The sequence below is a fragment of the Streptomyces sp. NPDC015532 genome (assembly GCF_043078065.1).
GTDB lineage: Bacteria > Actinomycetota > Actinomycetes > Streptomycetales > Streptomycetaceae > Streptomyces.
This window is the reverse complement of record NZ_JBIBSY010000003.1, coordinates 1-25046: the sequence shown is the minus strand read 5'-3', so window position 1 is coordinate 25046 and position 25046 is coordinate 1. Positions and strand designations below refer to the sequence as shown.

At 72.4% G+C, this 25046-nt stretch carries 22 protein-coding genes and 2 pseudogenes; 16 read left to right on the top strand and 8 right to left on the bottom strand.

From position 1 onward, the window contains the following. Positions 1-53 precede the first annotated feature (53 nt). Complete coding sequence (locus tag ACF07B_RS11470; RefSeq protein WP_392178784.1) at positions 54-1559, bottom strand: RICIN domain-containing protein; 1506 nt, start codon at positions 1557-1559, stop codon at positions 54-56. 86 nt (positions 1560-1645) lie between these two features. Beyond that, positions 1646-2599 carry a LysR family transcriptional regulator gene (locus tag ACF07B_RS11465; RefSeq protein ID WP_392178783.1) on the bottom strand — a complete coding sequence of 318 codons (954 nt, stop codon included), beginning with the start codon at positions 2597-2599 and terminating at the stop codon, positions 1646-1648. Between the two features lie 106 nt (positions 2600-2705). Between ACF07B_RS11465 and ACF07B_RS11460 the strand changes: the two genes are divergently transcribed. Together ACF07B_RS11460 and mmuM are read left to right on the top strand one after the other, a co-directional pair. Further along, complete coding sequence (locus ACF07B_RS11460) at positions 2706-3533, top strand: oxidoreductase (protein ID WP_392178782.1); 828 nt, start codon at positions 2706-2708, stop codon at positions 3531-3533. Positions 3534-3864: 331 nt separating this feature from the next. Further along, a complete protein-coding gene (gene mmuM / locus ACF07B_RS11455) occupies positions 3865-4791 on the top strand; it encodes a homocysteine S-methyltransferase (protein ID WP_392178781.1) in 927 nt (308 codons plus the stop codon). 448 nt (positions 4792-5239) lie between these two features. Here mmuM and ACF07B_RS11450 read toward each other — a convergent pair whose 3' ends face one another. Further along, a complete protein-coding gene (locus tag ACF07B_RS11450; protein WP_392178780.1) occupies positions 5240-7108 on the bottom strand; it encodes a carboxylesterase/lipase family protein in 1869 nt (622 codons plus the stop codon). A 157-nt stretch (positions 7109-7265) separates the two neighbouring features. Then, positions 7266-7955 (bottom strand): ThuA domain-containing protein, encoded by a 690-nt coding sequence (locus ACF07B_RS11445; RefSeq protein ID WP_384242375.1) that lies wholly within the window; start codon positions 7953-7955, stop codon positions 7266-7268. Between the two features lie 82 nt (positions 7956-8037). On the opposite strand from ACF07B_RS11445, the gene ACF07B_RS11440 reads away from it, so the two are divergent. Then, positions 8038-8451: a VOC family protein gene (locus ACF07B_RS11440; protein ID WP_392178779.1), complete on the top strand. Its 414-nt coding sequence runs from the start codon at positions 8038-8040 to the stop codon at positions 8449-8451. 11 nt (positions 8452-8462) lie between these two features. Here ACF07B_RS11440 and ACF07B_RS11435 read toward each other — a convergent pair. The 3 genes and pseudogenes from ACF07B_RS11435 to ACF07B_RS11425 all read right to left on the bottom strand — a co-directional run. After that, positions 8463-9071, bottom strand: a pseudogene (locus ACF07B_RS11435) (helix-turn-helix domain-containing protein); the annotation flags it as partial. A 322-nt stretch (positions 9072-9393) separates the two neighbouring features. After that, positions 9394-10365, bottom strand: coding sequence for an AraC family transcriptional regulator (locus tag ACF07B_RS11430; protein WP_392178778.1), 972 nt, complete (start codon positions 10363-10365; stop codon positions 9394-9396). 91 nt (positions 10366-10456) lie between these two features. Further along, positions 10457-11671: an RNA-guided endonuclease InsQ/TnpB family protein gene (locus tag ACF07B_RS11425; RefSeq protein ID WP_392178777.1), complete on the bottom strand. Its 1215-nt coding sequence runs from the start codon at positions 11669-11671 to the stop codon at positions 10457-10459. A 108-nt stretch (positions 11672-11779) separates the two neighbouring features. Here ACF07B_RS11425 and tnpA point away from each other — a divergent pair. Further along, positions 11780-12147: pseudogene (gene tnpA, locus ACF07B_RS11420) on the top strand (IS200/IS605 family transposase). 162 nt (positions 12148-12309) lie between these two features. Beyond that, on the top strand, positions 12310-13143 hold the full coding sequence (locus tag ACF07B_RS11415) for an NAD(P)H-binding protein (RefSeq protein ID WP_392178776.1): 834 nt from the start codon (positions 12310-12312) through the stop codon (positions 13141-13143). 16 nt (positions 13144-13159) lie between these two features. On the opposite strand, the gene ACF07B_RS11410 is transcribed toward ACF07B_RS11415, so the two are convergent. After that, the gene (locus tag ACF07B_RS11410) at positions 13160-14329 is read right to left on the bottom strand and encodes a YihY/virulence factor BrkB family protein (RefSeq protein ID WP_369482080.1); all 1170 of its coding nucleotides are present in this window, start codon (positions 14327-14329) and stop codon (positions 13160-13162) included. A gap of 17 nt (positions 14330-14346) precedes the next feature. Between ACF07B_RS11410 and ACF07B_RS11405 the strand changes: the two genes are divergently transcribed. The 11 genes from ACF07B_RS11405 to ACF07B_RS11355 all read left to right on the top strand — a co-directional run. Beyond that, positions 14347-15981, top strand: a complete 1635-nt coding sequence (locus ACF07B_RS11405; RefSeq protein WP_369482081.1) for an acyl-CoA dehydrogenase family protein — start codon at positions 14347-14349, stop codon at positions 15979-15981. Positions 15982-16240: 259 nt separating this feature from the next. Next, positions 16241-17536, top strand: a complete 1296-nt coding sequence (locus tag ACF07B_RS11400) for a GAF domain-containing protein (RefSeq protein ID WP_392178775.1) — start codon at positions 16241-16243, stop codon at positions 17534-17536. Between the two features lie 160 nt (positions 17537-17696). After that, positions 17697-19043: a hypothetical protein gene (locus tag ACF07B_RS11395; RefSeq protein ID WP_392178774.1), complete on the top strand. Its 1347-nt coding sequence runs from the start codon at positions 17697-17699 to the stop codon at positions 19041-19043. Between the two features lie 137 nt (positions 19044-19180). Next, positions 19181-19753, top strand: a complete 573-nt coding sequence (locus ACF07B_RS11390; RefSeq protein WP_369482084.1) for a GNAT family N-acetyltransferase — start codon at positions 19181-19183, stop codon at positions 19751-19753. A gap of 163 nt (positions 19754-19916) precedes the next feature. Continuing rightward, entirely contained in the window at positions 19917-20000 is an 84-nt protein-coding gene (locus ACF07B_RS11385) for a putative leader peptide (protein ID WP_309486338.1), read from the top strand. Between the two features lie 135 nt (positions 20001-20135). Beyond that, positions 20136-21830, top strand: coding sequence for a nitrite/sulfite reductase (locus ACF07B_RS11380; protein WP_369482085.1), 1695 nt, complete (start codon positions 20136-20138; stop codon positions 21828-21830). After that, entirely contained in the window at positions 21827-22006 is a 180-nt protein-coding gene (locus ACF07B_RS11375) for a hypothetical protein (RefSeq protein WP_261704338.1), read from the top strand. The genes ACF07B_RS11380 and ACF07B_RS11375 overlap by 4 nt, the downstream gene beginning before the upstream one ends. After that, a complete protein-coding gene (locus ACF07B_RS11370) occupies positions 22003-22713 on the top strand; it encodes a phosphoadenylyl-sulfate reductase (RefSeq protein ID WP_392178773.1) in 711 nt (236 codons plus the stop codon). The genes ACF07B_RS11375 and ACF07B_RS11370 overlap by 4 nt, the downstream gene beginning before the upstream one ends. Further along, on the top strand, positions 22710-23306 hold the full coding sequence (cysC, locus tag ACF07B_RS11365; RefSeq protein ID WP_392178772.1) for an adenylyl-sulfate kinase: 597 nt from the start codon (positions 22710-22712) through the stop codon (positions 23304-23306). The genes ACF07B_RS11370 and cysC overlap by 4 nt, the downstream gene beginning before the upstream one ends. Next, a complete protein-coding gene (cysD, locus tag ACF07B_RS11360) occupies positions 23303-24241 on the top strand; it encodes a sulfate adenylyltransferase subunit CysD (RefSeq protein WP_392178771.1) in 939 nt (312 codons plus the stop codon). The genes cysC and cysD overlap by 4 nt, the downstream gene beginning before the upstream one ends. Positions 24242-24243: 2 nt before the next feature. Next, the coding region (locus tag ACF07B_RS11355; RefSeq protein ID WP_392178770.1) for a sulfate adenylyltransferase subunit 1 at positions 24244-25046 on the top strand (803 nt) is incomplete at its 3' end.

Sequence of the window (25046 nt, the reverse complement as noted above, 5' to 3'; positions counted from 1 at the left end):
ACCCGTGAGGGACCAGCCGGGGGCCGGATCGTGACCGTTACGCGCTCACGTGCTCACGTCCCGCGCGTCCACTGCTGGTTGGTCCCCCCGGTGCAGGTGTACGTGATGAGCGCGGCGGAGTTGGCGGTGGAGGCGCCGGACACGTCCAGGCACTCGCCGGACGCCCTGGCCTTGAGGAGCACATAGCCGCCCGAGGCCGTCACCGACCACTGCTGGGCGGTGACGCCGGAGCAGTCCTCCTGGCTGACGCCGGTGGCGTTCTCGGTCAGGCACAGGGAACTGCCCCGGCCCATCAGCTCGTAGGAGCCGCCGCCGAGGGACTTGAACCAGAACTTCTGGTTGCCTCCGCCGTTGCAGGTGTACTGGGCGAGCGCGACCCCCTGCCACAGCGACTGGTTCGGAACGTCCGCGCACTTGCCGGAGTGACGGGCCGTCAGCGTCTCGTAGGTGGCACTCGTCGCGCTGATGGTCCCGGCGCCCGCGTCGACGCCGATCTCCGGCGACCAGGACAGGGACATCGTGGTGGCGCTCGGGAAGCTGATCGGCAGCCAGACGTACCGGGAGTCGTCGACCGTGCCGCCGAACGCGTTGCCCCAGCGGTCGCCCATGTAGAGGTAGGAGGTGCCCGAAGTCCCCTGAACGGGAAGGACGTACGCGGTCTGCGAGCCGTACGCGGTGGAGTCACCGACGTTCGTCATCGCGCTCCAGGGACCGGCGAGCGAGGTGGCGGTGGCGTACTGCTGCTGGTTGGGGCTCCAGCCGGTGGCGGCCGAGGTCAGCATGAAGTAGACACCGCCCCGCTTGAACAGTGCCGGCGCCTCGCGGTGTCCGCCGTGCCAGGGGTCGGCGACCAGGGCCGCGATGCCGGTGTAGTCGGCGGTGAGCCGGTAGATCTGGAGGTCGTAGTTCTCGCGGGCGGCGGAAACCATGTAGCCGGTTCCGTCGGTGTCGACGAAGGTCGTGATGTCACGGGACATGTACTGGCCGAGCGGCTGGAAGCTGCCCCGGTAGGTGTAGGCGCCGTCCACGGTGCCCGAGACGGCGACGGCGGCACGCGCCTCGCCGTAGTCGACGCCGTTCTCCTTGTGCATCCACATGACGAACATGCCGGTGGACGCGTTGTACATGACCTTGGGCCGCTCGATGTAGGCCGTGCCCAGCTCGGCGGCGCTCGACTGGGTCAGGACGTGGTTGCGGAACTCCCAGTTCTTCAGGTCGGTGGAACGGTAGGCGTCGACGTACCGGAAGGTGTTGTCGGCGTTGCGGTTCTCGCCGAACCAGTAGTAGTAGCCGCCCACTTTGAGGACACCGCCGCCGTGCGCGTGCACCGGGACACCTGAAGTGGCCGTGAACTGCGTGCCGTTGGTGATGGTCTGGACGGCCGCCCGGGCGGGGGCGGCGGCGAGGAGTCCTCCGGCGAGGGCGAGGCAGAATGCGAGGAGGAGGGCGTACAGGCGTCTCGGCGGACGCCGATCGGCGCGGGTGGCGCGCGGGTCGGGTGTGGAACGTGACGCGGGGATGGTGTGGGGGGCGGGGATGGTGCGGCTCATGCGGCTCATACGGTGACCGTCCGTCCGGTATGCCGAACATCATCTGCGATTACGAACGTTGCCGTCGGAGAAAGTAAGCGCGTACTACGAAGAGGTCAACGGGACGGACGGGGCCTGTCCGCAGAGCTGGGGCTCCTGGGCGGGGCGGAGCGGCGCCCCGACGCGAGACGGCTCGCCTCGGCGTACGCCCGGACCAGGGGGCGCCGGTCGTCCGCGCGCCAGGCGAGCGCCAGCCTGCTCGGCGTGATGCCGTGCACGGGGCGGGTCACGACACCGCCCCGGGTGAGCAGCGGCGCGTTCCCCGCGGCGAGCAGGCAGACGCCCCGTCCGTCCACCAGGGCCTCGTACGTCTCGTCGGCGTTCGCGGCCTCGGCGCCGATCCTCGGCGGGCGCCCCGCGCGGTCGTCCAGGGCCAGCCAGTACGCGCGCAGCACTCCGGCGGACTCGGGGATGGCGATGAACGGTTCGTCGAGCAGATCCGCGAAGTCGATCGCCTCCCGGTCCGCGAGGCGATGCGTGTCCGGCAGCGCGACATGGCGGGGCTCCTCGGCCACCACCACCCACCCGTAGCGTTCCTCGTCCGGCACCGGCAGCCACACGAACGCCACGTCCACCGAACCGTCCGCGAGCCCGGCGCTGGAGTCCGCCCAGCTCACCTGCCGCAGTTCGATCCTGGCGTCCGGACACGCCTCGCCGAACCGGGATCTGATGGCCGGCAGCAGGCCGCCCCGCCCCGGGCTGGTGCTCATGCCGACGACCAGGGTCGCCCGCTGCTCGGCCTTGGCGCGTTCCACGGCGTCGGCCGCGCCGGCCCACGCGGCGAGGACCCGGCGCGCCTGAGGCAGCAGGGCGGCGCCCACGGCGGTCAACCGCACGCCCTGGTGCTCCCGTTCGAACAGCTCGGCGCCCAATTGCCTCTCCAGGGCGCGGATCTGCTTGCTGAGAGCCGGCTGGGAGACGAAGAGGCGCTCGGCGGCGCGCGTGAAGTGCAGCTCCTCCGCGACGGCGACGAAATAGCGCAGGTCCCGCCCGTGAACGTCCATGGCCATAACCATGGGTTATCACGAAGGGTCTTGGACGGGCGAGGGGGCGCGGGGCCAGGCTCGACTCATCAGAAGCGGGACAGCGGACGACAGGACGACCAGGGAGTCGGACATGAGCAAGGTGTGGCTGATCACGGGCGCGAGCAGCGGTTTCGGCCGGGCGTTCACCGAGGCGGCCGTCGGCCGGGGCGATGTCGTGGTCGCCACGGCCCGCAGGCCCGAGGCGCTGGCCGGTCTGGTGGCGGCTCACCCCGATCAGGTCGAGGCGCTCGCCCTCGACGTGACGGACCCGGCGGGCATCGATTCCGTCGTGGCCGATGTCGTCGCACGGCACGGGCGGATCGACGTGCTGGTCAACAACGCGGGCCGAACGCATGTGGGCGCCGCGGAGGAGACCACGGACGACGAGCTGCGGTCCCTATTCGAGCTGCATTTCTTCGGACCCGCCGCGCTGGTTCGGGCCGTGCTGCCGCACATGCGGGAACGGCGCTCGGGGGCGATCGTCCAGATGAGCAGCATGGGCGGGCAGATGACGTATCCCGGGTTCGCGGCGTACTGCGCCACGAAGTTCGGCCTGGAGGGCTTCTCCGACGCGCTGGCGGCCGAGGTGGCGCCGCTCGGCATCAAGGTGCTGATCGTGGAGCCCGGCGCGTTCCGTACGAACCTGATGGGCGCGGCCGGCGCCAGCGCGGAGATCGCCGACTACGCGGACACGGTGGGCCCGACGCGGCAGGCCGTGGCCGCCGGCGACGGGGACCAGCCCGGCGACCCGGCGAGGGGGGTGGCCGCGGTCCTGGCCGCCCTCGCCGACGACCGCACTCCGCTGCGGCTGCCGCTCGGCGGAGACGGGGTGGACGCCGTCCTCGGTCACCTGGACGCGCAGCGGGCGGAGATCACCGCCTGGGAGAAGGTCGCGCGGGACACGGCCTACGAGGCGTGAGGCCCGGGCGACGGCCGGGCTCCTGGTGACCGGACGGTGGTCGGGGTCCCCGGTGACCGGGCCACGGTCGGGCCCCGGCCGCCGGCGGTCAGGGTCCTGGTGACGGGACGCCGGTCGGGCCCCGGCCGCCGGCGGTCGGGCTCCTGGTGACGGGACGGCGGTCGGGCCCCGGCCACCGGCGGTCGGGCTCCTGGTGACGGGACGGCGGTCGGGCCCCCACCGCCGGACGACGGTGGACCGCCGGTGATCAGGTCCTCGGTCCCGGCCGGTGATCGTGGCGGGGCACGGTCGCGGATACCGGCCTTCTCGGCGCATCGACTAGCGTCGTGACATGAACAGCGACTCCACCCCCGCCTTCGCCGAAGCGCTCTCGTCGGGCACGGTCGTGCTCGACGGAGGCATGTCCAACCAGCTCGAAGCGGCCGGACACAACCTCGGCGACGCGCTGTGGTCGGCGCGGCTGCTCGCGGACCGGCCCGAGGCGATCGTCGAGGCACATCTCGCCTACTACGAGGCGGGCGCGGACGTGGCGATCACCTCCAGCTACCAGGCGACGTTCGAGGGCTTCGCCCGACGTGGCGTAGCCCGCGAGCGGGGTGCCGAACTGCTCGGCCTGAGCGTCGAGTCGGCGCGCGAGGCCGCTCGGCGGGCGCACGCGAAGGGCGTCACGCGGCCCCTGTGGGTCGCCGCGTCGGTGGGTCCGTACGGGGCGATGCTCGCGGACGGTTCGGAGTACCGGGGGCGGTACGGGCTGAGCGTCGCGGAACTGGAGCGCTTCCACCGGCCGCGCCTGGAGGTGCTGGCCGCCGCCGCGCCCGACGTGCTGGCCCTGGAGACGGTCCCGGACACGGACGAGGCGCGGGCGCTGCTCCGGGCGGTGCGCGGGCTCGGCGTACCGGCGTGGCTGTCGTACAGCGTGGCCGGTGACCGTACCCGGGCCGGACAGCCGCTGGAGGAGGCCTTCGCCCTGGCCGCCGAGGCGGACGAGGTCGTCGCGGTCGGGGTCAACTGCTGCGATCCCGCGGATGCCGACGCGGCCGTCGCCATCGCCGCGCGCGTGACCGGGAAACCGGTCGTGGTCTACCCGAACAGCGGCGAGACCTGGGACGCGGCGGCCCGCGCCTGGACCGGGAGCTCCACGTTCACGGCAGCCCAGGTCGGCGGGTGGGAGCGGGCCGGCGCCCGGCTGATCGGCGGCTGCTGCCGGGTGGGCCCGGAGGCGATCAGGGGGATCACGTCGGCGCTGCGAGCCGCCTGAGCCCGCCCGCCGGCCTCCCTGACACGACGGGCGCGAACGGCACTTCCGTGCCGGGGCACCCCCGCTCAGGCGCCCAGCCCACGGCCCGGCTCACGGCTCGCCTTGGGCTCGGAGCGGCTTGGGGCCGCACGCCCCGGCTCACGGCTCGCCTTGGGCTCGGAGCGGCTTGGGGCCGCATGCCCCGGCTCACGGCCCGGCCTCGGGCTCGCAGGGGCTTGGGGCCGGGCGCACCGGATCGCGGCCCGGCTCGCGGCTCGCCTTGGGCTCGGAGGGGCTTGGGGCCGCATGCCCCGGCTCGCGGCCCAGCCTCGGGCTCGCAGGGGCTTGGGGCCGCATGCCCCGGCTCACGGCCCGGCCTCGGGCTCGGAGAGGCTTGGGGCCGGGTGCCCGGGCCCGGACCCGGCTCGGAGCTGCCCCCGAGCCACCCCCCGCGCGGCCGGGGCCGGGGTCAGCGCCGTCCCGTGCCGCCCGAGCGGCGGAAGCGTCGTACGGCCGACAGCGGTGTCGTGATGCGCACGGGCTCGTCGACGCCGGCGGACGCGGACGCTCCGTCCACCGCCCCGGGCGGGCTGTCCGCACTTTCGTCGGCGCTCTGGTCGGCGGTCCTGGCGGCGGGAGCGCCTAGGGGCCCGTCGGCAGCCCCGGCGGCGGGACGGGCGGCAGAGCCGGGGCCCGCGCCGACGCCGGACTGCCCGGCGGTCCCGAGTGGGGACGCGCCGAGGGCCCCGACCGTGGATCTGCCGGTCTGCCTGCGGGTGGAGCCGGTCGCGGGCCCGGCCGCGGCCCTGGCCGACTCGGCCTCCCACAGGGCGAGTTCGCGGTCGCGCGGGCCGTGCACGGTGTGCGGGTCGCCGTCGCCGAAGACCCGGACCGGGTGCGAGGGGTCCCAGGCGGCCCACCCCGGGTCGCCGTCGACGGCAAACCGCACCCACGCGGCGTGCATCGCGTCCGCCAGCTCCTGCGGAGCGCCCTCGCCCGCGAGTTTCGCCGCCTCCGGTACTCCGGCGGTGTCGAAGACGAAGCCCAGTTCCAGGGCGTGACAGGCACCGAGGCCGGGCACGTTGGACGGCCAGGCGAACTCGTAGACGTGCGCCGGGGCCCGGCCGCCGGGGACGTCCGCGTCGAGGGACGCGGTGGGCGTGCCGCTCCGCGCGTCGGCGAGGCGGTGCAGCGGTACCCGCAGAAGATGGTCGGTGATCATCTGGCCGACGAGATCGGCGGTGCCCGCTTCGGGGCGCAGGGCGCGGTAACCACGGGGCACCTCGTGGCCGCAGTGGCAGCGGGCCATCGCACCGGCCAGGGCGACCGGGCCGAGCCGGTCGACGCGCTCCAGGAGCCCGCCGGGCACGAGCCACAGCCGGTACTCGTCACGGGTCCAGCCGAGCAGGAGGCCGACATCCGCCGCGGCGCCCTCGACGAGGGCCTGGAGCGGGTCGCGCGGCACGAGGTCGCCGTCCACGACGATGCCGAAGGCGGGACCGCCGAGCACCGGGCTGCTGAGCCTGCCCACGTCGGCCTGGGTGCGCAGGAGCAGGTCGCGGTCGACGGCGGCGAACGCCTCCGCCGTCGCGGGGACCTTCAGCCGGGTGGCCATCCTGCGCACCATGCGGCGCACCTTGTCGCGGTCGCTCGCCTCGGGCGGCCCGCTCTGGAGGACCGCCCGGTGGAACAGGCCCCGGGCGCGCGGGCTCGCGAGCAGCGCGCCGATGCTGATGGCTCCGGCGGACTCGCCGAACACGGTCACCCGGCCGGGGTCTCCGCCGAACCGGGCGACGGACTCCCGCACCCATTCCAGCGCGGCGAGCTGGTCACGCAGTCCGGGGTTCGCGGGCGTGTCCGGGAAGAGGCCGAAGCCCTCCACGCCCAGGCGGTAGTTGACGGACACGAGGACCACGCCGTCGCGGGCGAAGGCGTGCCCGTCGTACACCGGTATGGCCGAGGAACCGCGGGTCAGCGCGCCGCCGTGGATCCACACCAGGACGGGGAGGCGGGCGGCTGGGTCCGGCGCCGGAGTCCACACGTTGAGATTGAGGCAGTCGTCGCCGGGGACGGCGGGGTCGGCGAGGAGCCGGGAGAACGCCTCGGAGTACGGCGGCTTCGGCGGGGTCGGTCCGAAGGCGCCGGCGTCCCGGACCCCGTCCCAGGGCTCGGGCGGCTCGGGCGGGCGAAAGCGCCGGGCGCCGAAGGGCGGGGCCGCGTAGGGAACACCCCGGAAGACCGCGATGCCGTTCTCGTACCGGCCGCGCACCGCTCCGTAGGGGGTGGAGACCACCGGGTCCTTCGTCTCCGCCACCGGATCCACCGAGTCCACCGCCATCCGGGACCAGCTCCTCACCGTCGCGCGCTGTAGAGATCAGAGCACCACATCGCGTCCCGGTATTCCTGCGGAGGTCACCTGTCCGGCCGCTACCGCGGTACGGCGCGGGCCGGTCCGCCGGCCTCGTACCGGCCCCGCGCCGGGGTCCGGCGCCGGGTCAGGATCCCTGGCCCGAAGCGGCCGCCGAGGGCTCCCGTGCCGCCCAGAGGATGCCGCCGAGCAGGTGTCCGAGGAAGTCTGGGTCCTCGTAGGCCCGCGCGGCATGGCCGAGCGCGGTGTAGAAGACCCGGCCCGCGCCCTGGTCCCGGCACCACACCAGGGGGTGGTCGCCGCCCATTCCCCCGCCCTCGTAGGACGCTTCGTCGGCGGAGGCGAGCACCCGCACGCCGTCTGCTTCGCGCGGGTTGGTCCGGAAGTCGTACCATTCATCCGTGACATCCCAGACCGGCGGCAGGAGCCGGGTCGCGGGATGTCCGTGGTCCTCGACGACGACCCTGCCCGGCTGGAGGTCCGGGTGCCGGTCGAAGCGGGCGCCGAGCAGTTCGCCGTAGTGGGGCCAGTCGTACTCGGTGCAGGCGGCGGCGTGCACCCCGACGAAGCCGCCGCCGCCCTCGACGTGGGCCGCCAGCCGCTCACGGCCCCGGGGTGTCAGCACCTCGCCGCTCGTCGACAGGAAGACGACGGCCGCGTACGGGTCGAGAGGGGCCTCGAAGACCGCGGGATCCTCGGTGGCGTCGGCCTCGAAACCGTGCGCGTGGCCGAGGGCGCGCACGGCGCCCACGGCGGCCGGGATGGAGTCGTGCCGGTAGCCGGTCGTACGGGTGTAAACGAGAACGCGGAAGACCATGCCCGGAGCCTAAGGGCGCGTTCGCCGGGCGCTGTCCGTTTCGTTCAAGACCGGCCGCCCGGGGCCCGCCTACGGTGGCCGTATGACTCCACGATTCGATGTGATCGGGCTGGCCGTCTCCGACATGGCCGCCTCTCTCGCCTTCTACAGCCGTCTCGGGCTCGTGTTCCCCGAGGGTACGGAGAACGAGCCGCACGTCGAGGCCGAACTGCCCGGCGGGCTGCGCCTCGCGCTGGACACGGAGGACACCATCCGGTCGTTCCACGCCGGGTGGCGGCCTCCGAGCGGCGGCGGCAGGGTGTCGCTCGCCTTCCGCTGCGAGGACCCCGCCGAGGTCGACTCCGTGTACGAGGGGCTCGTCGGCGCGGGCCATCACGGCGAACTCAAGCCGTGGGACGCCTTCTGGGGCATGCGGTACGCCGTCGTGCAGGACCCGGACGGCAACGGCGTCGACCTGTTCGCCCCGCTGCCGGAAGGGCCGGCGGCCGCGCAGTAGCCCCGTACGCGTCAGCGGTGAGCGACCAGCTCACCGAGCGGCGCTCCCGCCAACTCCCTCACGTCTCTGGCCAGATGGGCCTGATCGGCGAACCCGGCGCGCAGCGCGGTCTCCGCGAAGGGCACGCCGTCACGGGCGAGGGCGAGGGCCCGCTGAAGTCGCAGGACCCGGGCCAGGGTCTTGGGTCCGTACCCGAAGGCGGCGAGCGAGAGGCGGTGCAACCGCCGTGCCCCCAGGCCCAGTCGGTCGGCCGTCTCGGCGACCGGGCGTCCCGCGTCCAGGGCGGCCACGACGTCCCTGAGCAGCGGATCGGGGGGCTCGGTCTCGGCCGCCCGGAGCAGCGCGACCTCTTCGAGCGCGCCCACGGGGTCGGCGGCCGCGTCGATCCGCGCGGTGAGACGGCGCACCTCGGCGGCGGGCCACAGCTCGGCCAACTCCACGCGCTGGTCCCGGAGTTCGTCGGCCGGTACACCCAAGTAGGCGGGTGCCGTGCCGGGGTGGAAGCGGACGCCCGCCCAGCCGCCGGGCACGCCGTCCGGGATGTGGGGCCGGGTGTCGGGACCGGCGACGAGCAACCGCCCCCGGGTCCACAGCAGATCCATGCAGCCGTCGGGGAGCACGGCGTCCCGGGCCGTGACGGAAGCGTCCCGGGCGGCCGGGGGATCGTCCCGGGTCGGGCCCTCGCCCTCGCTCCCGCGGACGAACGCGGCCATCGCCTCCGCACCGGACGCGGACGCACGCTCCGCCGGGCCCGCGCGCCCCGCCTCCGCACCCCGCGCGAACGCCGGGTCGCCGGGATGGGCGGCCCCCGCCCGCGTGCCCGGCGCCAGGCGCGCGGGCGTCACCTCGGCCCCGCCGTCAGGCGCGGGACCGTTCAGGACACGGCTCCAGAGCACCGCGCCCGGCAGCCGGGACGCCCGTTCCGCGTACATGTCGGCCAGGCTACGCCGGGCGGGCCCGGTGCTCCTGCGGGCTGACGCCGTAGACCCGCTTGAAGGCGCTGGAGAGCGCGAAGGAGCTGCCGTAGCCGACGTGGCGGGCGATCGTCTCCAGGGTGTCGTCGCTCTCGCGGAGCCGGTCGGCGGCGGCGGCGAGCCGCCAGCCGGTCAGGTACGTCATCGGGGGTTCCCCGACGAGTTCGCCGAAGCGTCTGGCCAGCGCGGCACGGGAGACGCCGGTCTCGGCGGCGAGCCCGCCGACCGTCCAGGGGCGGGCCGGGTCGTCCTGGAGGAGCCGGAGCGCGCGGCCGACGACCGGGTCCGCGAGGGCCCGGTACCAGGCGGGCGCCGCGGCCTCGGGGCGGGAGAACCAGGCCCGCAGGGCGGTGATCATCAGCAGGTCGAGGAGCCGGTCGAGGACGACCTCCTGCCCGGGCTCGTCGCGCGTCATCTCCGCGGCGAGGATCGGGGTCAACGGGCATTCCCACACGTCGGAGGGGAGCGCGAGCAGCGGCGGCAGGGCGTCGAGCAGGCGGCCGTTGACCTCGCCCCGCATCATGTACGTCCCGATCAGCAGCACCGTGGAGCCGTCGAGCCGGTCGCCCCAGCTGCGGACGCCGAGGTCCCAGTGGCCCTTCAGCGAGCGTCCGTCCGGGTAGGAGCACTCGCCGCCCGGCAGGATCACGGCCTGGGGCAAGGTGCCCGGGTCGTCGGCGCAGACGTAGGGTTCGGGGCCGCGCGCGATGGCGAGGTCACCGGCCCGCAGCCGCAGGCCCTCGCTCCGGTCCGGTACGACCCAGGCGTCGCCGCGGACCACCAGCATGATCGTCAGGGGGGCACGGTCCTCGACGCGTACGCACCACGGCGGGTCGAAGCACGCGCGGATCATGAAGGCGCCACGCGCGCGTGGACCCTCCAGCAGGCTCGCGAGCGGGTCCCCCCGCATGAGCAGGTCCGAGCGCGGCGGTGCGTCCATGGCGCCAGCGTAGACGGCGGCCCGGGCAGCCGTGGAGGACCGTGGACGACCGCTTGTGACTCCTCCCCCGGTTGAGGCCGGGGGCTTCTCGTTACGCCGGGTTGGCGTCGCGACGGACCAGCCCGGCCCGTAGAACGTTGAGTGCTCCCACCGTGTCCGCGTGCGCGATATGTCCGCAGGCGGCGCAGTGGAACTTCTCCTGTGTGGGCCGGTTCTCCTTGGCGGTGTGCCCGCAGTGGGGGCAGGTGCGGGAGGTGTTGCGGGGGTCCACGGCGATCACTTCCCGTCCGGCGCTTTCAGCCTTGGCGTGCAGGATCGTCAGGAACACCCCCCAACCGGCATCGGTGATCGACTTGTTGAGCCCGGCCTTGGCAGCGGCCCCGTTGGGCAGGAAGGCGCCCGGCCGGTCGGGGTCGGGCCTGGATGCGGGGGCCCTGCTCATGTTGCGGATCTTGAGGTCTTCGTGCGCGATGACGTCATGCGCGCGAACCAGGTCGAGCGCGGTCTTGTGTGCGTGGTCCAGGCGCCGGCGGCGCACCTTGCCGTGGAGCTGGGCGACCTTGTCCACCGCGCGCCGGTGGTTGCCGGTGCGGTCCTTGGCCTTGCAGCGGGGGAACCGGGACAGGGCCTGCTGCGCGGCCTGGAGCTTTGCGGCCGCGCGACGGCCGTGGCGCGGGTTGGATACGAAGGCGCCACCCGAGTCGGCGAGGAAGTTCGCGATGCCCAGGTCGATCCCGACCACGGAGCCGGTCGCGGGCAACGGTTCGGGCCGGTCCTGTTCGACACCGAGCACGACGAACCACTTACGGCCCTCACGCTTGACCGAGATCGTCTTGACCCTGCCGGACACCGGCCGGTGCCGGTTGACCTTCACATGCCCGACGCCCTGGAGGCGGACACGAGTGACCGGGTCATGCGGAGTGGAGTCCCCCCGGCAGCCGTCCCCGTCCCTGGGAAAGTCCACCGTGTCGAACCAGCTCACCCCGCGAAAACGCGGGTACCCCGGGGTCTCGCCGGACTTGACCCGCCGAAAGGACGCCTGCATCGCCTTGTCCAGACGGCGCAGGGTCGCCTGCTGCGAGCTGAACGACCAGCGGCCCTGACGTTCAGGGTCGAACGCCCGGATCTCCTTGAGCTGCGCGGACTGCATCCCGTACTTGACGGTGCTCTTCGAAACGTGCCGGTAGGCGTCACGGCGTTCCTGCAACGCCCCGTTGTAGAGAGAGCAGTGATCGCGCGGCATCTCGACGAGCGCCTGGGCCTGCCGGACGGTGGGCCGCAGCAGGAACTTGTACGCACGGATCATCCAGCCCACCCCTCCGGTCAGATCGGATTGATCCTACTGTCCTGGCGTTTGTCATCACATGAGGAACCAGATCCTCACATGAAATGAGGAAACGACACTGTCCACCACCTGCACGCACACTCGGTGTGCGTCACGAAGTACCGGCGGGAGATCTTCAACGGTGAGATGCTGACGCGCCGCGAGGAGGTCATGCGCGATGTGTGCGAGAGCCTCGGCGCGGAACCGCGGGAGTTCAACGGTGGAGGCGATCACGTCCACCTGCTCGTGCACCACCCGCCGAAGACCGCCCTGTCCAAGCTCGTCAACAGCTCAAAGGCGTCAGCTCCCGCTACCTGCATGCGGAATACACCGGCCGGATCAACCGGATCGGGACCGGCTCGGTGTTCTGGCCCCCGTCCTACTTCGCGGGGTCCTGCCGCGGCGCACCACCGAGCATCGTCAAGGACCACACCGAGAACCAGAAGCGCCCGGCATGACCGTCACCACACAAGCACAGTGATCTCCGGCGCTTCGCGCCTCCGGACCGAGGACCGCATTCCCGCCCGACCTGAAGGCCAGGATTCCCCGCGAAGAACAAGCAATGGGAATGAGCTGTTCGCCGATGGTTCCCTGCCGGGGACGGCAGTTGACTGGGCCGCATGACAGAGAACACGCGGGACATGACCGTGCTGGTGACAGGCGCCACGGGGCGGACCGGGAGCCGGGTCGCGCGGGCCGCGCGGGCGGCGGGACTGACGGTCCGGGCCGCCTCGCGCGCCACGGGCCTCGACTGGGAGGACGCCTCGACGTGGGCCGGGGCGCTGCGCGGCGCCGACGCGGCCTACCTGGCGCATCCCACGGACGTCGGCTCGCCGCCGGCCACGAAGGCGGTCGGGGCGCTGGCCCGGGAGGCGGTGGGGCTCGGCGTGCGGCGGCTGGTGCTCCTGTCGTCGAGGGGCGAGGACCGGGCCCGGCCGACCGAGGAGGCGCTGGTGGCGTCGGGCGCCGACTGGACGATCGTACGAGCGTCGTGGTTCTCGCAGAACTTCAGCGAGGGCCCGCTGGTCGAAGGGCTGCGCCATGGGGAGCTGGTCTTCCCGGCGGGTGAGGTGCGGGAGCCGTTCATCGACGTCCGGGACATCGCGGACGTTGTGGTGGCCGCGCTGACCGGGGGCGACCGGTACACCGGCCGGGAGCTCGAGATCACGGGGCCCCGGCTGCTGACCTTCCGGGAGGCGGTCGCGGAGATCTCGCGGGCCACCGGCGAGGAACTGGCGTACACGCCCGTGACGGCGCGGCGGTACGGCGACACGCTGGCCGGTTTCGGGGTGCCGGCCGAGGAGGCCGGGTTCCTCGTCGACCTCTTCGAGAGCCTCCTCGACGGCCGGAACTCCCACCTGTCGGACGGCGTCGGAAAGATCCTCGGCCGCGCGCCGCGGGACTTCACCGACTTCGCGCGGGAGGCCGCGGCGGCCGGGGTGTGGAAGGCCTGAAGCTGCCTGCCGGGACTCACTCCCCCGGAGGGTGCCCCGAGCCGTTCTTCGGGGCGCGGTGGGTGTGGTGGGTGTTCTTGGCGTGGGTGCGCAGGCGGGACGTCACGTCCTCCGGGGGCAGGAAGCGCGACCAGCGTTCCGGGAACTCGGAGGGCATGTCGGGATCGTCGGGGTCGGCGTCGTAGGAGCGGTGCGCGGCGGCGCGGGCCACGTACTCGGCGGCCTGGGCCTCGCGCAGCCGTTCGTTGGCGGCGCGGGCCGCGGCGGTGGCGGCGGCCGGCCAGACCCGGTCGATGGCGGCGTTGACGGCCGCGCCGACCAGGACGGCGAAGGCGGCGACGCCGATCCACAGCAGGACGGCCACCGGGGCGGCGAGGGAGCCGTAGATGGTGGGCCCCTCGATGGTGTTGGTCAGGTAGATGCGCAGCAGGAAGCTGCCGAGGACCCACATGGCGAGGGCGACCAGGGCGCCCGGCACGTCCTCGACCCACGGGGACCGGACGGGGACGGACACGTGGTAGAGGGTCGTCAGGAAGGCGACCGACAGGACGATGACGACGGGCCAGTACAGGACCTGCACGACGGTCGTCGACCACGGCACGACGTTCACCACGGCGTCAGGGCCCGCCACCATCAGCGGGAGCAGGACGGAGCCGATGAGCAGGGCCACGATGAACAGCAGGAAGGACATCACCCGGGTCTTCACGATGCCCCGGGTGCCGTCGAGCCCGTACATCACGGTGATGGTGTCGACGAAGACGTTGACCGCGCGCGAGCCCGACCACAGGGCGAACAGAAAACCGAGGGAGATGATGTCGGGCCGGCCGCCCTTCATCACGTCGTGCAGGATCGGCTCCGCGATCTGGTGCACGCCCTTCTGGGTCAGCACCGTGCGGGACGCGTCCAGGATGTTGGACTCAAGGCTGGCGATGGTGTCGGCGCCGGTCCAGGCGTCCACGTATCCGAGCAGCCCGATCATGCTCAGCAGCAGCGGCGGCACGGACAGGAGCGTGAAGAAGGCGGCCTCGGCCGCCAGTCCGAGGATCCTGTACTCCATGCACGAGTTGACGGTGTCCTTGATCAGCAGCCAGGCGGTCCTGCGCTTGGAGACGTTCCTGTAGAGCGCGCGAGCGCGGTGGAATCGGCCGAGGCGAGGCCGTTCGGAGGTTTCTTTTGCCTGGTGCACGTCCTTACGGTAGCGGTATGCCAGCCAGCACCCACACCGTGACCAACCAGGCTCCGCCCCTGGTCGGATATGACGTATTCGCCGCCGACCGGGCCCTCGGGGAGGCGGTCGCCCGGCACCTCGATCCCGGGCTCCTCCAGGAGGCGCGCGAGGAACTGTCGTCGCTCGGCCGGACGACGGGTTCCGCCCAGGTCCAGGAGTGGGGTGCGCTGGCCAACGAGAATCCGCCGAAGCTGCGCAGCCACGACCGATACGGCAACCGGATCGACGAGGTCGACTTCCACCCGTCCTGGCACCGCCTCCTCGGCAAGGGCGTGTCGGCGGGGCTGACGTCGGCCTGGACCCGCCCGGGCGGACACGTCAGGCGCGCGGCGGGCTTCGTGGTCTGGACGCAGGCCGAGGCGGGCAACGGCTGTCCGCTGTCGATGACCCACGCGGCGGTGCCCGCGCTGCGCGCCGACCCGGCGCTCGCCGCCGAGTGGGTGCCGCGGCTGACGGCCACGGTCTACGACCAGGAGCTGAGGCCCGCCGCGCAGAAGGCCGGTGTGCTCTTCGGTATGGGCATGACGGAGAAGCAGGGCGGCAGCGACGTACGGGCCAACACGACCGAGGCCCGCCCCCTCGCCGAGGACGGGACGTACGCGCTGACCGGGCACAAGTGGTTCTGCTCCGCGCCGATGTCGGACGGCTTCCTGGTGCTGGCGCAGGCTCCGGGCGGGCTCACCTGCTTCCTGGTGCCGCGCGTCCTGGAGGACGGCACCAGGAACGTCTTCCGTATCCAGCGGCTCAAGGACAAGCTCGGCAACCGGTCCAACGCGTCGGGCGAGGTCGAGTTCGACGGGACGTGGGCGCGCCGGGTGGGCGAGGAGGGGCGCGGGGTGCGCACCATCATCGGGATGGTCGCGGCGACCCGGCTGGACTGTGTGCTCGGCTCGGCCTCGCTGATGCGGCAGGCGGTCGCGCAGGCGATCCATCACTGCACCTACCGCGAGGCGTTCGGCGGCCGGCTCGTCGACAAGCCGCTGATGCGCAACGTCCTCGCCGATCTGGCGCTGGAGTCGGAGGCGGCGACGACCCTGGCGATGCGGCTCGCGGCGGCGTACGACGACGGGAGCGAGCAGGAGCGGGCGTTCCTGCGGCTCGCGGTGCCCGCCGCCAAGTTCTGGGTGACCAAACGGTGTACGCCGGTCGCGGTGGAGGCGCTGGAGTGCCTGGGCGGCAACGGCTACGTCGAGGAGTCCGGCATGCCGCGACTGTTGCGGGAGTCGCCGCTCAACTCCATCTGGGAGGGCGCGGGCAATGTGCAGGCGCTGGACGTCCTGCGCGCTCTGCAGCGGGAGCCGGGGGCTCTGGACGCGTATCTGCGGGAGGTGGGCCGGGCCCGCGGCGCCGACCACCGGCTGGACGGGGCCATCAAGAACCTGCTGACCGAACTCGCCGACCTGGAGGGCATCGAGGCCCGTGCCCGCCGGCTGGTCGAGCGGATCGCACTGGTGCTCCAGGGGTCGCTGCTCGTCCGGTACGCGCCCCCGGAGGTGGCCGACGCGTTCTGCGCCTCGCGTCTGGGCGGTGACTGGGGCGCGGGATTCGGCACGCTGCCGCACAGTCTGGATCTGGCCACGGTGGTGGAGCGGGCCCGGCCGGTGGCCTGAGGCGAGCGCTGACGCGGGGGTGGTGCTGCGCCGACACGGCACCACCCCCGCCGCTCGCCCCGTTCAGGAGCTCGGACACCGCACGGGCGGCATCGCTGTCAGTTTCAGGGAACCTTGTGACCGTTGGCGAGAGTTGCAGACCGTTGCATTCCTTTGTGCACCTTGTGCGAAGGCCCGGCGGACGCGGCCGAGAGCAGGCACGATGTGGGATGACGGCGGTGACGCGGCCCGTACGAGGTCCTGGTTTCGGGAGTGCTCTGTGAAGACCACATCGTTCAACCCAGCCCGTTTCGCACCGTCCGACGCGTCCGGGACGGCGGGGCACCTCCAGGAGACGTGGGCCGCGTCGGTCAAGGGCGAGCGCGGCGCGTTCGCCCCGCGTCCGGTGATCGGCCGGTCCTGGCAAAGAGCGAAACGTTTCGGCATCAATCCCGAACAAGGAACGGACAGTCCCCTTCTCCATTCCGACGAACTCGAACACCGGCGGACCTCCACCGCGCTCGCCGATGTGATGCCGACCCTGCACGGCGGCCTCGGGACGGTCGCCGACGCCTCCCTCCAGATCATGGTGGTCACCGACCCCGAGGGCCGGGTGCTGTGGCGCGAGGGGAACCCGGGCGTCCTGCGCCGGGCCGACACCATCTGCCTGGAGGAGGGCGCCGCCTGGAGCGAGGACACCACCGGCACCAACGCCATCGGAACCGCCCTGTCGGCGGACGCCCCCGTCCAGGTGCACTCCGCCGAGCACTTCGTGCGCACCCTGCACGACTGGACGTGCGCCGCCGCACCCGTCCACGACCCGCGCGACGGACGGCTGCTCGGGATCATCGACGTGAGCGGTCCGGACAGCAGCTTTCATCCCGCCACCCTCGCGCTGGTCGACACGGTGTCCAGACTGGCCGAAAGCGAACTGCGCACCGCGCATCTGACGGCCATCGAACGGCTGCGCGCGGTGGCCGCGCCCCTGCTGTGCCGGCTGGACGGTCCCGCGCTCGTGGTGGACTCCCACGGCTGGCTCGCCGCCGTCACCGGAATGCCGCCCGTGGACCGGGTCCCACTGCCCGACCCCTTCGGCGCGGGCCCCGTCTGGCTGCCCTCCCTCGGAACGTGTGTCGCCGAGCCGATGCCCGGCGGCTGGCTGCTGCGCGTCACCGGTGCCGGCGACCTGGGGAGCGCCGGGCGCGTGGTCCTCGACCTCGGCGAACCCCGGCGCCCGCACATCACCGTCTCGGGCACGGCGGGCAGCTGGGCCCAGGATCTGAGCCCGCGCCACGCCGAACTGCTCTACGTCCTCGCCGTGCGCCGGCAGGGGCGCAGCGCCGCGCAGCTCGCGGTCGACCTCTTCGGCGATCCCACCCGCACGGTCACGGTCCGCGCCGAACTCTCCCGCGTGCGCCGCCGGCTCATCGGGCTCCTCGACCACCGGCCCTACCGCTTCCGCGAGGAGGTGGAGGTCGAGGTCCTGCTGCCGGACGACCCCCGGGACCTGCTGCCGCACTCGACCGCGCCCGCGGTTCTCGGAGCACGCGCGACGGCCGGACCGGGCGCGTCGTGAAGCCGGGGAGGGGTGAAGCGAGCGTATTTCGGGGGCGTCTTCCGCGGTCTTCGACCTGGCCGGGGGGTCTCTGCCGTAGCATCCACTCCACAGGCCACCCCACCCGTCTCTCCGTCAACGCCCTCGGCGGGGGAGGCAGTTGGCCTATCCGGGAGGACGCATGAAACAGCGCGGCAGGCACCGTCGTCGAAGAAGAGGACAGGCGCTGCGCGCCACGCTGACCGGAACCGCGCTCGCCCTCACCGCGGCCGCCACCCTGATCAGTACCTCGCAGGCCACCGGCGCCAACAGCCCGGGGGGTCTCACCGCCCTCCGCACCGGCGCCGCCCCGCAGCTGCGCCTGCACGAGAACCTCGCCTCCCGGGACGCGCTCGACACGCTCAGCGGGAACATGGGCGGCAACGTGGGCGTCGACGGAGTCCTGAGCGACGCCGACCACTCGATGCGCAACACCGCCGACTGCACGGCGGACGAGCGGTCCGCGCTGCCCGTCGAGCCCACCGCCACCCGCGCCTACTGCTGGGGCGACACCGACGCGCGGACAGCGGGGTGGCGGCCCCGTTCCGTGACGACGTCCGGTGACGCCGACGACGACGGCGCGTGGGGCACCCACCGGGTGATCCTGGCCGGCTGGACCCACCGCGACGGCCGGGCGGCCGCGCCGGACCGGGAGGAGGGACTGGCCCGGATCGCCGTGGTCGACGCGACGGATCCGGACGCCCTCCGCTACCGCTGGGTCCTGCTGGTCGCCCCACGGTCCGGCGGCAAGGACTTCACCGCGGTCCGCACCGGCCTCGGCGGCATGGTCTGGTACCAGGACAAGCTGATCGTCCCGGCGGACCACGGCCAGGGCCTGCTCGTCTTCGACCTGCACCGACTGCTGCGGGCCGACGTGGACAGCGGCGCCGTGGGCCGGGTCGGCCGCGGCTACTCCGCCGCCGGCTACCGGTACGTACTCCCCGCCATCGGCTCCTACGACCTGGAGGGCGGCTCGTGCGGCCGCGCCCGTGACCACGGGGTCCCCTGTATCGGCTCGCTCTCCCTGGACCGTACGACCGCACCCGACAGCCTGGTCGCGACGGAGGCCGCGGAGGACCGTCCGGAGCGCGCCCGTGTCTGGCGGTACGCGTTCAGCACCGCCGCGTACCGCACCGGACTGCTCGCCGACGCCCAGGGCCATGTGAACGCGGTCGAGGCCTACACGACCAAGGGGTCCGGGATCTCCGGCGCCCTCTCCCACCGGTCCGCGGGCGACAGCGAGCCCCGGTGGTACATCAAGCGGCCGTCCGACAGCCGGGCCGGGCACGGGTCCCTGTGGCGCCAGAGCGGACACGGCGCCGAGGCGGCCACGTGCACCGCCGACCAGTCGCACGCCTGCTGGGACCTCGGGACCGGCTCGCTCTCCTACTGGCAGCAGACCGGCGAGCTGTGGAGCATCACCGACAGGGCGGACCACAGGGTGCTCTACGCGGTGCCGCTGTCGTCGGTCGACGGCTCGCTCGGATAGCGGCGCGGGCTCGGACAGCGGAGCCGGCGCCCGGGAACGGGCCGCTCGGACAGCGGGCCCGCCCGCGCCACACGCTCGGCCGGCCGGTCCGTGGACGGCTTTGGAGAGGCGCCCGCCCGCGTGATTCCCTGGCGGTCATGAGCAGCATCAATGTGACCACCTGGTCCCTGGAGCAGACGGCCCCGGCCGACCTGCTCCCCGCGAGCGCGCCCGACGGGGACCTGCGGATCGTCCGCGCCGAGGTCCCCTCGCCCGAGTTCAGCCGCTTCCTGTACGCCTCGGTCGGCGGGGACATCCTCTGGACGGACCGGCTCGCCTGGACGTACGCGCGGTGGCGGGAGGTCCTCGACCGGCCGGGCACGGAGACCTGGGTCGCCTACGACCGGGGGACCCCCGCGGGCTACGTCGAACTCGACGCCCAGGACGACGGGGTCGTGGAGATCGCCTACTTCGGACTCCTCCCCGCGTTCCGCGGCCGTCGGATCGGGGGTCACCTGCTCTCGTTCGGAACCGCACGCGCCTGGGACCTGGCCGAACGCTGGCCGGGACGGGCCGGTACGAAGCGCGTCTGGCTGCACACGTGCAGCAAGGACGGCGAGCACGCGATGGACAACTACCAGCGCCGCGGCTTCCGGCTGTACGACACCAAGGTCGAGCCGGAGGAAGAGGCAGCCACACCGGGGCCCTGGCCGGGCGCGTATACCGTCTGACCCGCTTTGTACCGTGGTGACCACGGCTCCCGGCCCTCCTCGCGGCACCGCGGGAGGGCCGGTCATGTGATCGACAACACCCACGTCTCAAGATTCGGGACACGGATGTCCACATAATGGATGACGGTGGACTGCCCCGAGATCCCCGTGACACGCTTCCGTCATGTCTGGAACTGGAATTGCCTTGGTGAGTCGGCGGCACGTCGACCTCGGCCGCATGTCCAGCGCCATCTGTCCGGCGAGCTGATCAGCCCAGCAGCGCCGAGCCCCCTCTTTTTTGCGACCCTTGCGCAGTGCTGCGCCCATTCTTCCGTATGCACCCGTATGCGCAGGTCAGAGCCGCAGTCAGACCTGCCCCGCAGTCTCGAAGGACGTAACAGCCATGGCCGCCACCCCTCAGGATCCCGTCGTCGCGCCCCGCCGCAAGGTGAGCCGTCACCGCGGCGAGGGCCAGTGGGCCGTAGGTCACTTCACCCCGCTCAACGGCAACGAGCAGTTCAAGAAGGACGACGACGGTCTCAATGTGCGGACACGCATTGAGACGATCTACTCGAAGCGGGGATTCGACTCGATCGACCCCAACGACCTGCGCGGCCGGATGCGCTGGTGGGGTCTGTACACCCAGCGCAAGCCCGGGATCGACGGCGGCAAGACCGCGATCCTGGAGCCGGAGGAGCTGGACGACAAGTTCTTCATGCTGCGCGTGCGGATCGACGGTGGCCGGCTGACCACCGAGCAGCTCCGCGTCATCGGCGAGATCTCGCAGGAGTTCGCGCGCGGCACGGCCGATCTCACCGACCGTCAGAACGTCCAGTACCACTGGATCCGCATCGAGGACGTCCCGGAGATCTGGGACCGCCTGGAGGCCGTCGGCCTGTCCACGACCGAGGCCTGCGGTGACACGCCCCGCGTCATCCTCGGCTCGCCCGTCGCCGGCATCGCCGAGGACGAGATCATCGACGGCACGCCGGCCATCGAGGAGATCCACCGCCGGGTCATCGGCAACAAGGACTTCTCCAACCTTCCCCGCAAGTTCAAGACCGCGGTCTCCGGCTCGCCGCTGCTCGACGTGGCGCACGAGATCAACGACGTCGCCTTCGTCGGCGTGAACCACCCGGAACACGGCCCCGGCTTCGACCTCTGGGTCGGCGGCGGTCTGTCCACCAACCCGAAGATCGGCCAGCGCCTGGGCGCCTGGGTGCCGCTCGACGAGGTGGCGGACGTCCACATCGGCGTCCTGTCGATCTTCCGTGACTACGGCTACCGGCGGCTGCGCAACCGCGCCCGTCTGAAGTTCCTGGTCGCCGACTGGGGCGTGGAGAAGTTCCGCCAGGTCCTGGAGGACGAGTACCTGCAGCGCAAGCTGGTCGACGGCCCCGCCCCCGACCAGCCCGTCGCCCGCTGGCGCGACCACGTCGGCGTGCACCGGCAGCAGGACGGCCGCTACTACGTCGGCTTCGCCCCGCGCGTCGGCCGCATCGACGGCGCCACCCTGACGAAGATCGCCGAGCTGGCCGAGGCGCACGGCTCGGGCCGGCTGCGCACCACCGTCGAGCAGAAGATGATCGTGCTCGACGTGGAGGAGGCGCGGATCGACTCGCTCGTCGAGGGCCTGGAGGCTCTCGACCTGACCGCCCGCCCCTCCACCTTCCGGCGCGGCACGATGGCCTGCACCGGCATCGAGTACTGCAAGCTCGCGATCGTCGAGACCAAGGCGCGTGGCGCCTCCCTGATCGACGAACTCGAGCGCCGCATCCCCGAGTTCGACGAACCCATCACCATCAACATCAACGGCTGCCCCAACGCGTGCGCCCGCATCCAGGTCGCGGACATCGGCCTCAAGGGCCAGCTCGTCCTCGACGAGAACGGTGAGCAGGTCGAGGGATTCCAGGTGCACCTGGGCGGCGCGCTCGGCCTGGAGGCCGGATTCGGCCGCAAGGTCCGCGGCCTGAAGGTCACTTCGGACGAGCTGCCCGACTACATCGAGCGTGTGCTGAAGCGTTTCCAGGCGGAGCGCGAGGACGACGAGCGCTTCGCCACCTGGGCCGCGCGTGCCTCCGAGGAGGCGCTGTCGTGAGCGAGCGTGCCGCGCCGTTCTACTGCCCCTACTGCGGAGACGAAGACCTGCGACCCAGCGAAGAGGGTCACGGCGCGTGGGAATGCGCGGCGTGCAACCGAGCCTTCCAGCTGAAGTTCCTGGGACTGCTGTCCCGGGGCGTCCAGCGGGAAGAGCGTGGAGGGGCGGAGATATGACGGCCATTCAGCAAGAGTGCACGGGCGAGGACTTGAAGAGCCTGGCCGAGCGTGCGGGGCGCGACCTGGAGGACGCGTCCGCGCTGGAGATCCTGCGCTGGGCCGCGGACACCTTCGGTGGGAAGTTCTGCGTGACCTCCTCCATGGAGGACGCGGTGGTCGCCCATCTCGCCTCCCGCGCCCGGCCGGGTGTGGACGTGGTGTTCCTCGACACCGGCTATCACTTCCCCGAGACCATCGGCACCCGTGACGCGGTCGAGGCGGTGATGGACGTCAACGTCATCACGCTCACCCCGCGCCGCACGGTCGCCGAGCAGGACGCCGAGTTCGGGCCGCAGCTGCACGACCGCGACCCGGACCGGTGCTGCGCGATGCGCAAGGTCCAGCCCCTCGAAGAGGGCCTGACCGCGTACGACGCGTGGGCGACCGGGCTGCGCCGCGACGAGTCGGAGACCCGGGCGAACACCCCGGTCGTCGGCTGGGACGAGAAGCGCCGCAAGGTCAAGATCTCCCCCATCGCCCGCTGGACGCAGGACGACGTCGACGCGTATGTCGCCGAGCACGGGGTCCTCACCAACCCCCTGCTGACGGACGGTTACGCCTCCGTCGGCTGCGCGCCCTGCACCCGCCGGGTGCTGGCCGGCGAGGACGCGCGAGCGGGCCGCTGGGCGGGCCGCTCGAAGACCGAGTGCGGGCTGCACGGATGACGACGACGACGGCAGCCGCGACGGCCACGAACCCCACGATCTCCCAGGAGCAGCAAGTGACGACCGGAGCCACGATCTGGCTCACGGGTCTGCCGAGTGCCGGCAAGACCACCATCGCGTACGAACTGGCCGGCCGGCTGCGCGAGGAGGGCCACCGTGTCGAGGTCCTCGACGGCGACGAGATCCGCGAGTTCCTCTCCGCGGGCCTCGGCTTCAGCCGCGCCGACCGGCACACCAACGTGCAGCGCGTCGGCTTCCTCGCCGAACTGCTCGCCCGCAACGGCGTCAAGGCGCTCGTCCCGGTGATCGCGCCCTACGCGGACAGCCGCGAGGCGGTGCGCGGGCGCCACAAGGAGAACGGGACGACGTATCTGGAGGTGCACGTGGCGACCCCGGTCGAGGTCTGCTCCGTACGCGATGTGAAGGGGCTCTACGCCAAGCAGGCCGCGGGCGAGATCTCGGGGCTGACCGGCGTCGACGACCCCTATGAGGCGCCCGAGTCGCCCGACCTGCGCATCGAGTCGCACACCCAGACCGTGCGGGAGTCCGCCGCCGCGCTGCACGCGCTGCTCACCGAGAAGGGTCTCGCATGACGACCGTCGCCAGTGTCTCCGAGGAGACCGAGAGCAGCCCGTACGCGCTGTCGCACCTGGACGCGTTGGAGTCGGAGGCTGTGCATATCTTCCGTGAGGTGGCGGGGGAGTTCGAGCGGCCGGTGATCCTGTTCTCCGGTGGCAAGGACTCCATCGTGATGCTGCATCTGGCGTTGAAGGCGTTCGCTCCGGCGGCGGTTCCCTTCACGCTGCTGCATGTGGACACCGGGCACAACTTCCCCGAGGTCCTCGACTACCGCGACCGGACCGTGCAGCGGCACGGCCTGCGGCTGCACGTCGCCTCGGTGCAGGACTACATCGACCGCGGTGTGCTGCGCGAGCGCCCCGACGGCACCCGTAATCCGCTGCAGACCCTGCCGCTGACCGAGAAGATCGCCTCCGAGCGGTTCGATGCCGTGTTCGGCGGGGGGCGCCGGGACGAGGAGAAGGCGCGGGCCAAGGAGCGGGTGTTCTCGCTGCGCGACGAGTTCTCGCAGTGGGACCCGCGCCGTCAGCGCCCCGAGCTGTGGAACCTCTACAACGGCCGGCACGCACCTGGTGAGCATGTGCGGGTGTTCCCGCTGTCGAACTGGACCGAGCTGGATGTGTGGCAGTACATCGCCCGGGAGGGCATCGAGCTGCCCGGCATCTACTTCGCGCACGAGCGTGAGGTGTTCCAGCGCTCGAACATGTGGCTGACCGCGGGTGAGTGGGGCGGCCCGAAGGACGGCGAGAGCGTCGAGAAGCGCCTGGTGCGCTACCGGACCGTGGGGGACATGTCCTGCACGGGTGCCGTGGACTCCGAGGCGACGACGCTGGAGCAGGTGATCACCGAGATCGCCGCGTCCCGGCTGACCGAGCGGGGCGCGACCCGCGCCGACGACAAGATGTCCGAGGCCGCGATGGAAGACCGCAAGCGCGAGGGGTACTTCTAGACATGACCAGCACCACCGAACCCGCCGAGCCCTTGTCGGTCGAACAGCTGACGGCCACCACCCTGCTGCGTTTCGCGACCGCGGGCTCCGTCGACGACGGCAAGTCCACCCTGGTGGGACGCCTGCTGCACGACTCCAAGTCGATCCTGACCGACCAGCTGGAGGCCGTCGAGCACGCCTCACGCAACCGCGGCCAGGACACCCCCGACCTGGCCCTGCTCACCGACGGCCTGCGCGCCGAGCGCGAGCAGGGAATCACCATCGACGTCGCCTACCGCTACTTCGCCACCGCCCGGCGCCGTTTCATCCTGGCCGACACCCCCGGGCACGTGCAGTACACCCGCAACATGGTCACCGGCGCCTCCACCGCCGACCTCGCCGTCGTCCTGGTCGACGCCCGCAACGGCGTCATCGAGCAGACCCGCCGCCACGCCGCCGTCGCCGCCCTGCTGCGCGTCCCGCACGTGGTCCTGGCCGTCAACAAGATGGACCTGGTCGACTACCAGGAGCCGGTGTTCGCCGCGATCGCCGAGGAGTTCACCGCCTACGCCTCGGAACTGGGCGTCCCCGAGATCACCGCGATCCCGATCTCCGCACTCGCCGGCGACAACGTGGTGGAACCCTCCGCGAACATGGACTGGTACGGCGGCCCCACCGTCCTGGAACACCTGGAGACCGTCCCCGTCAGCCACGACCTGGCCCACTGCCACGCCCGGCTGCCCGTGCAGTACGTGATCCGCCCGCAGAGCGCCCAGCACCCCGACTACCGCGGCTACGCCGGGCAGATCGCGGCCGGCACCTTCCG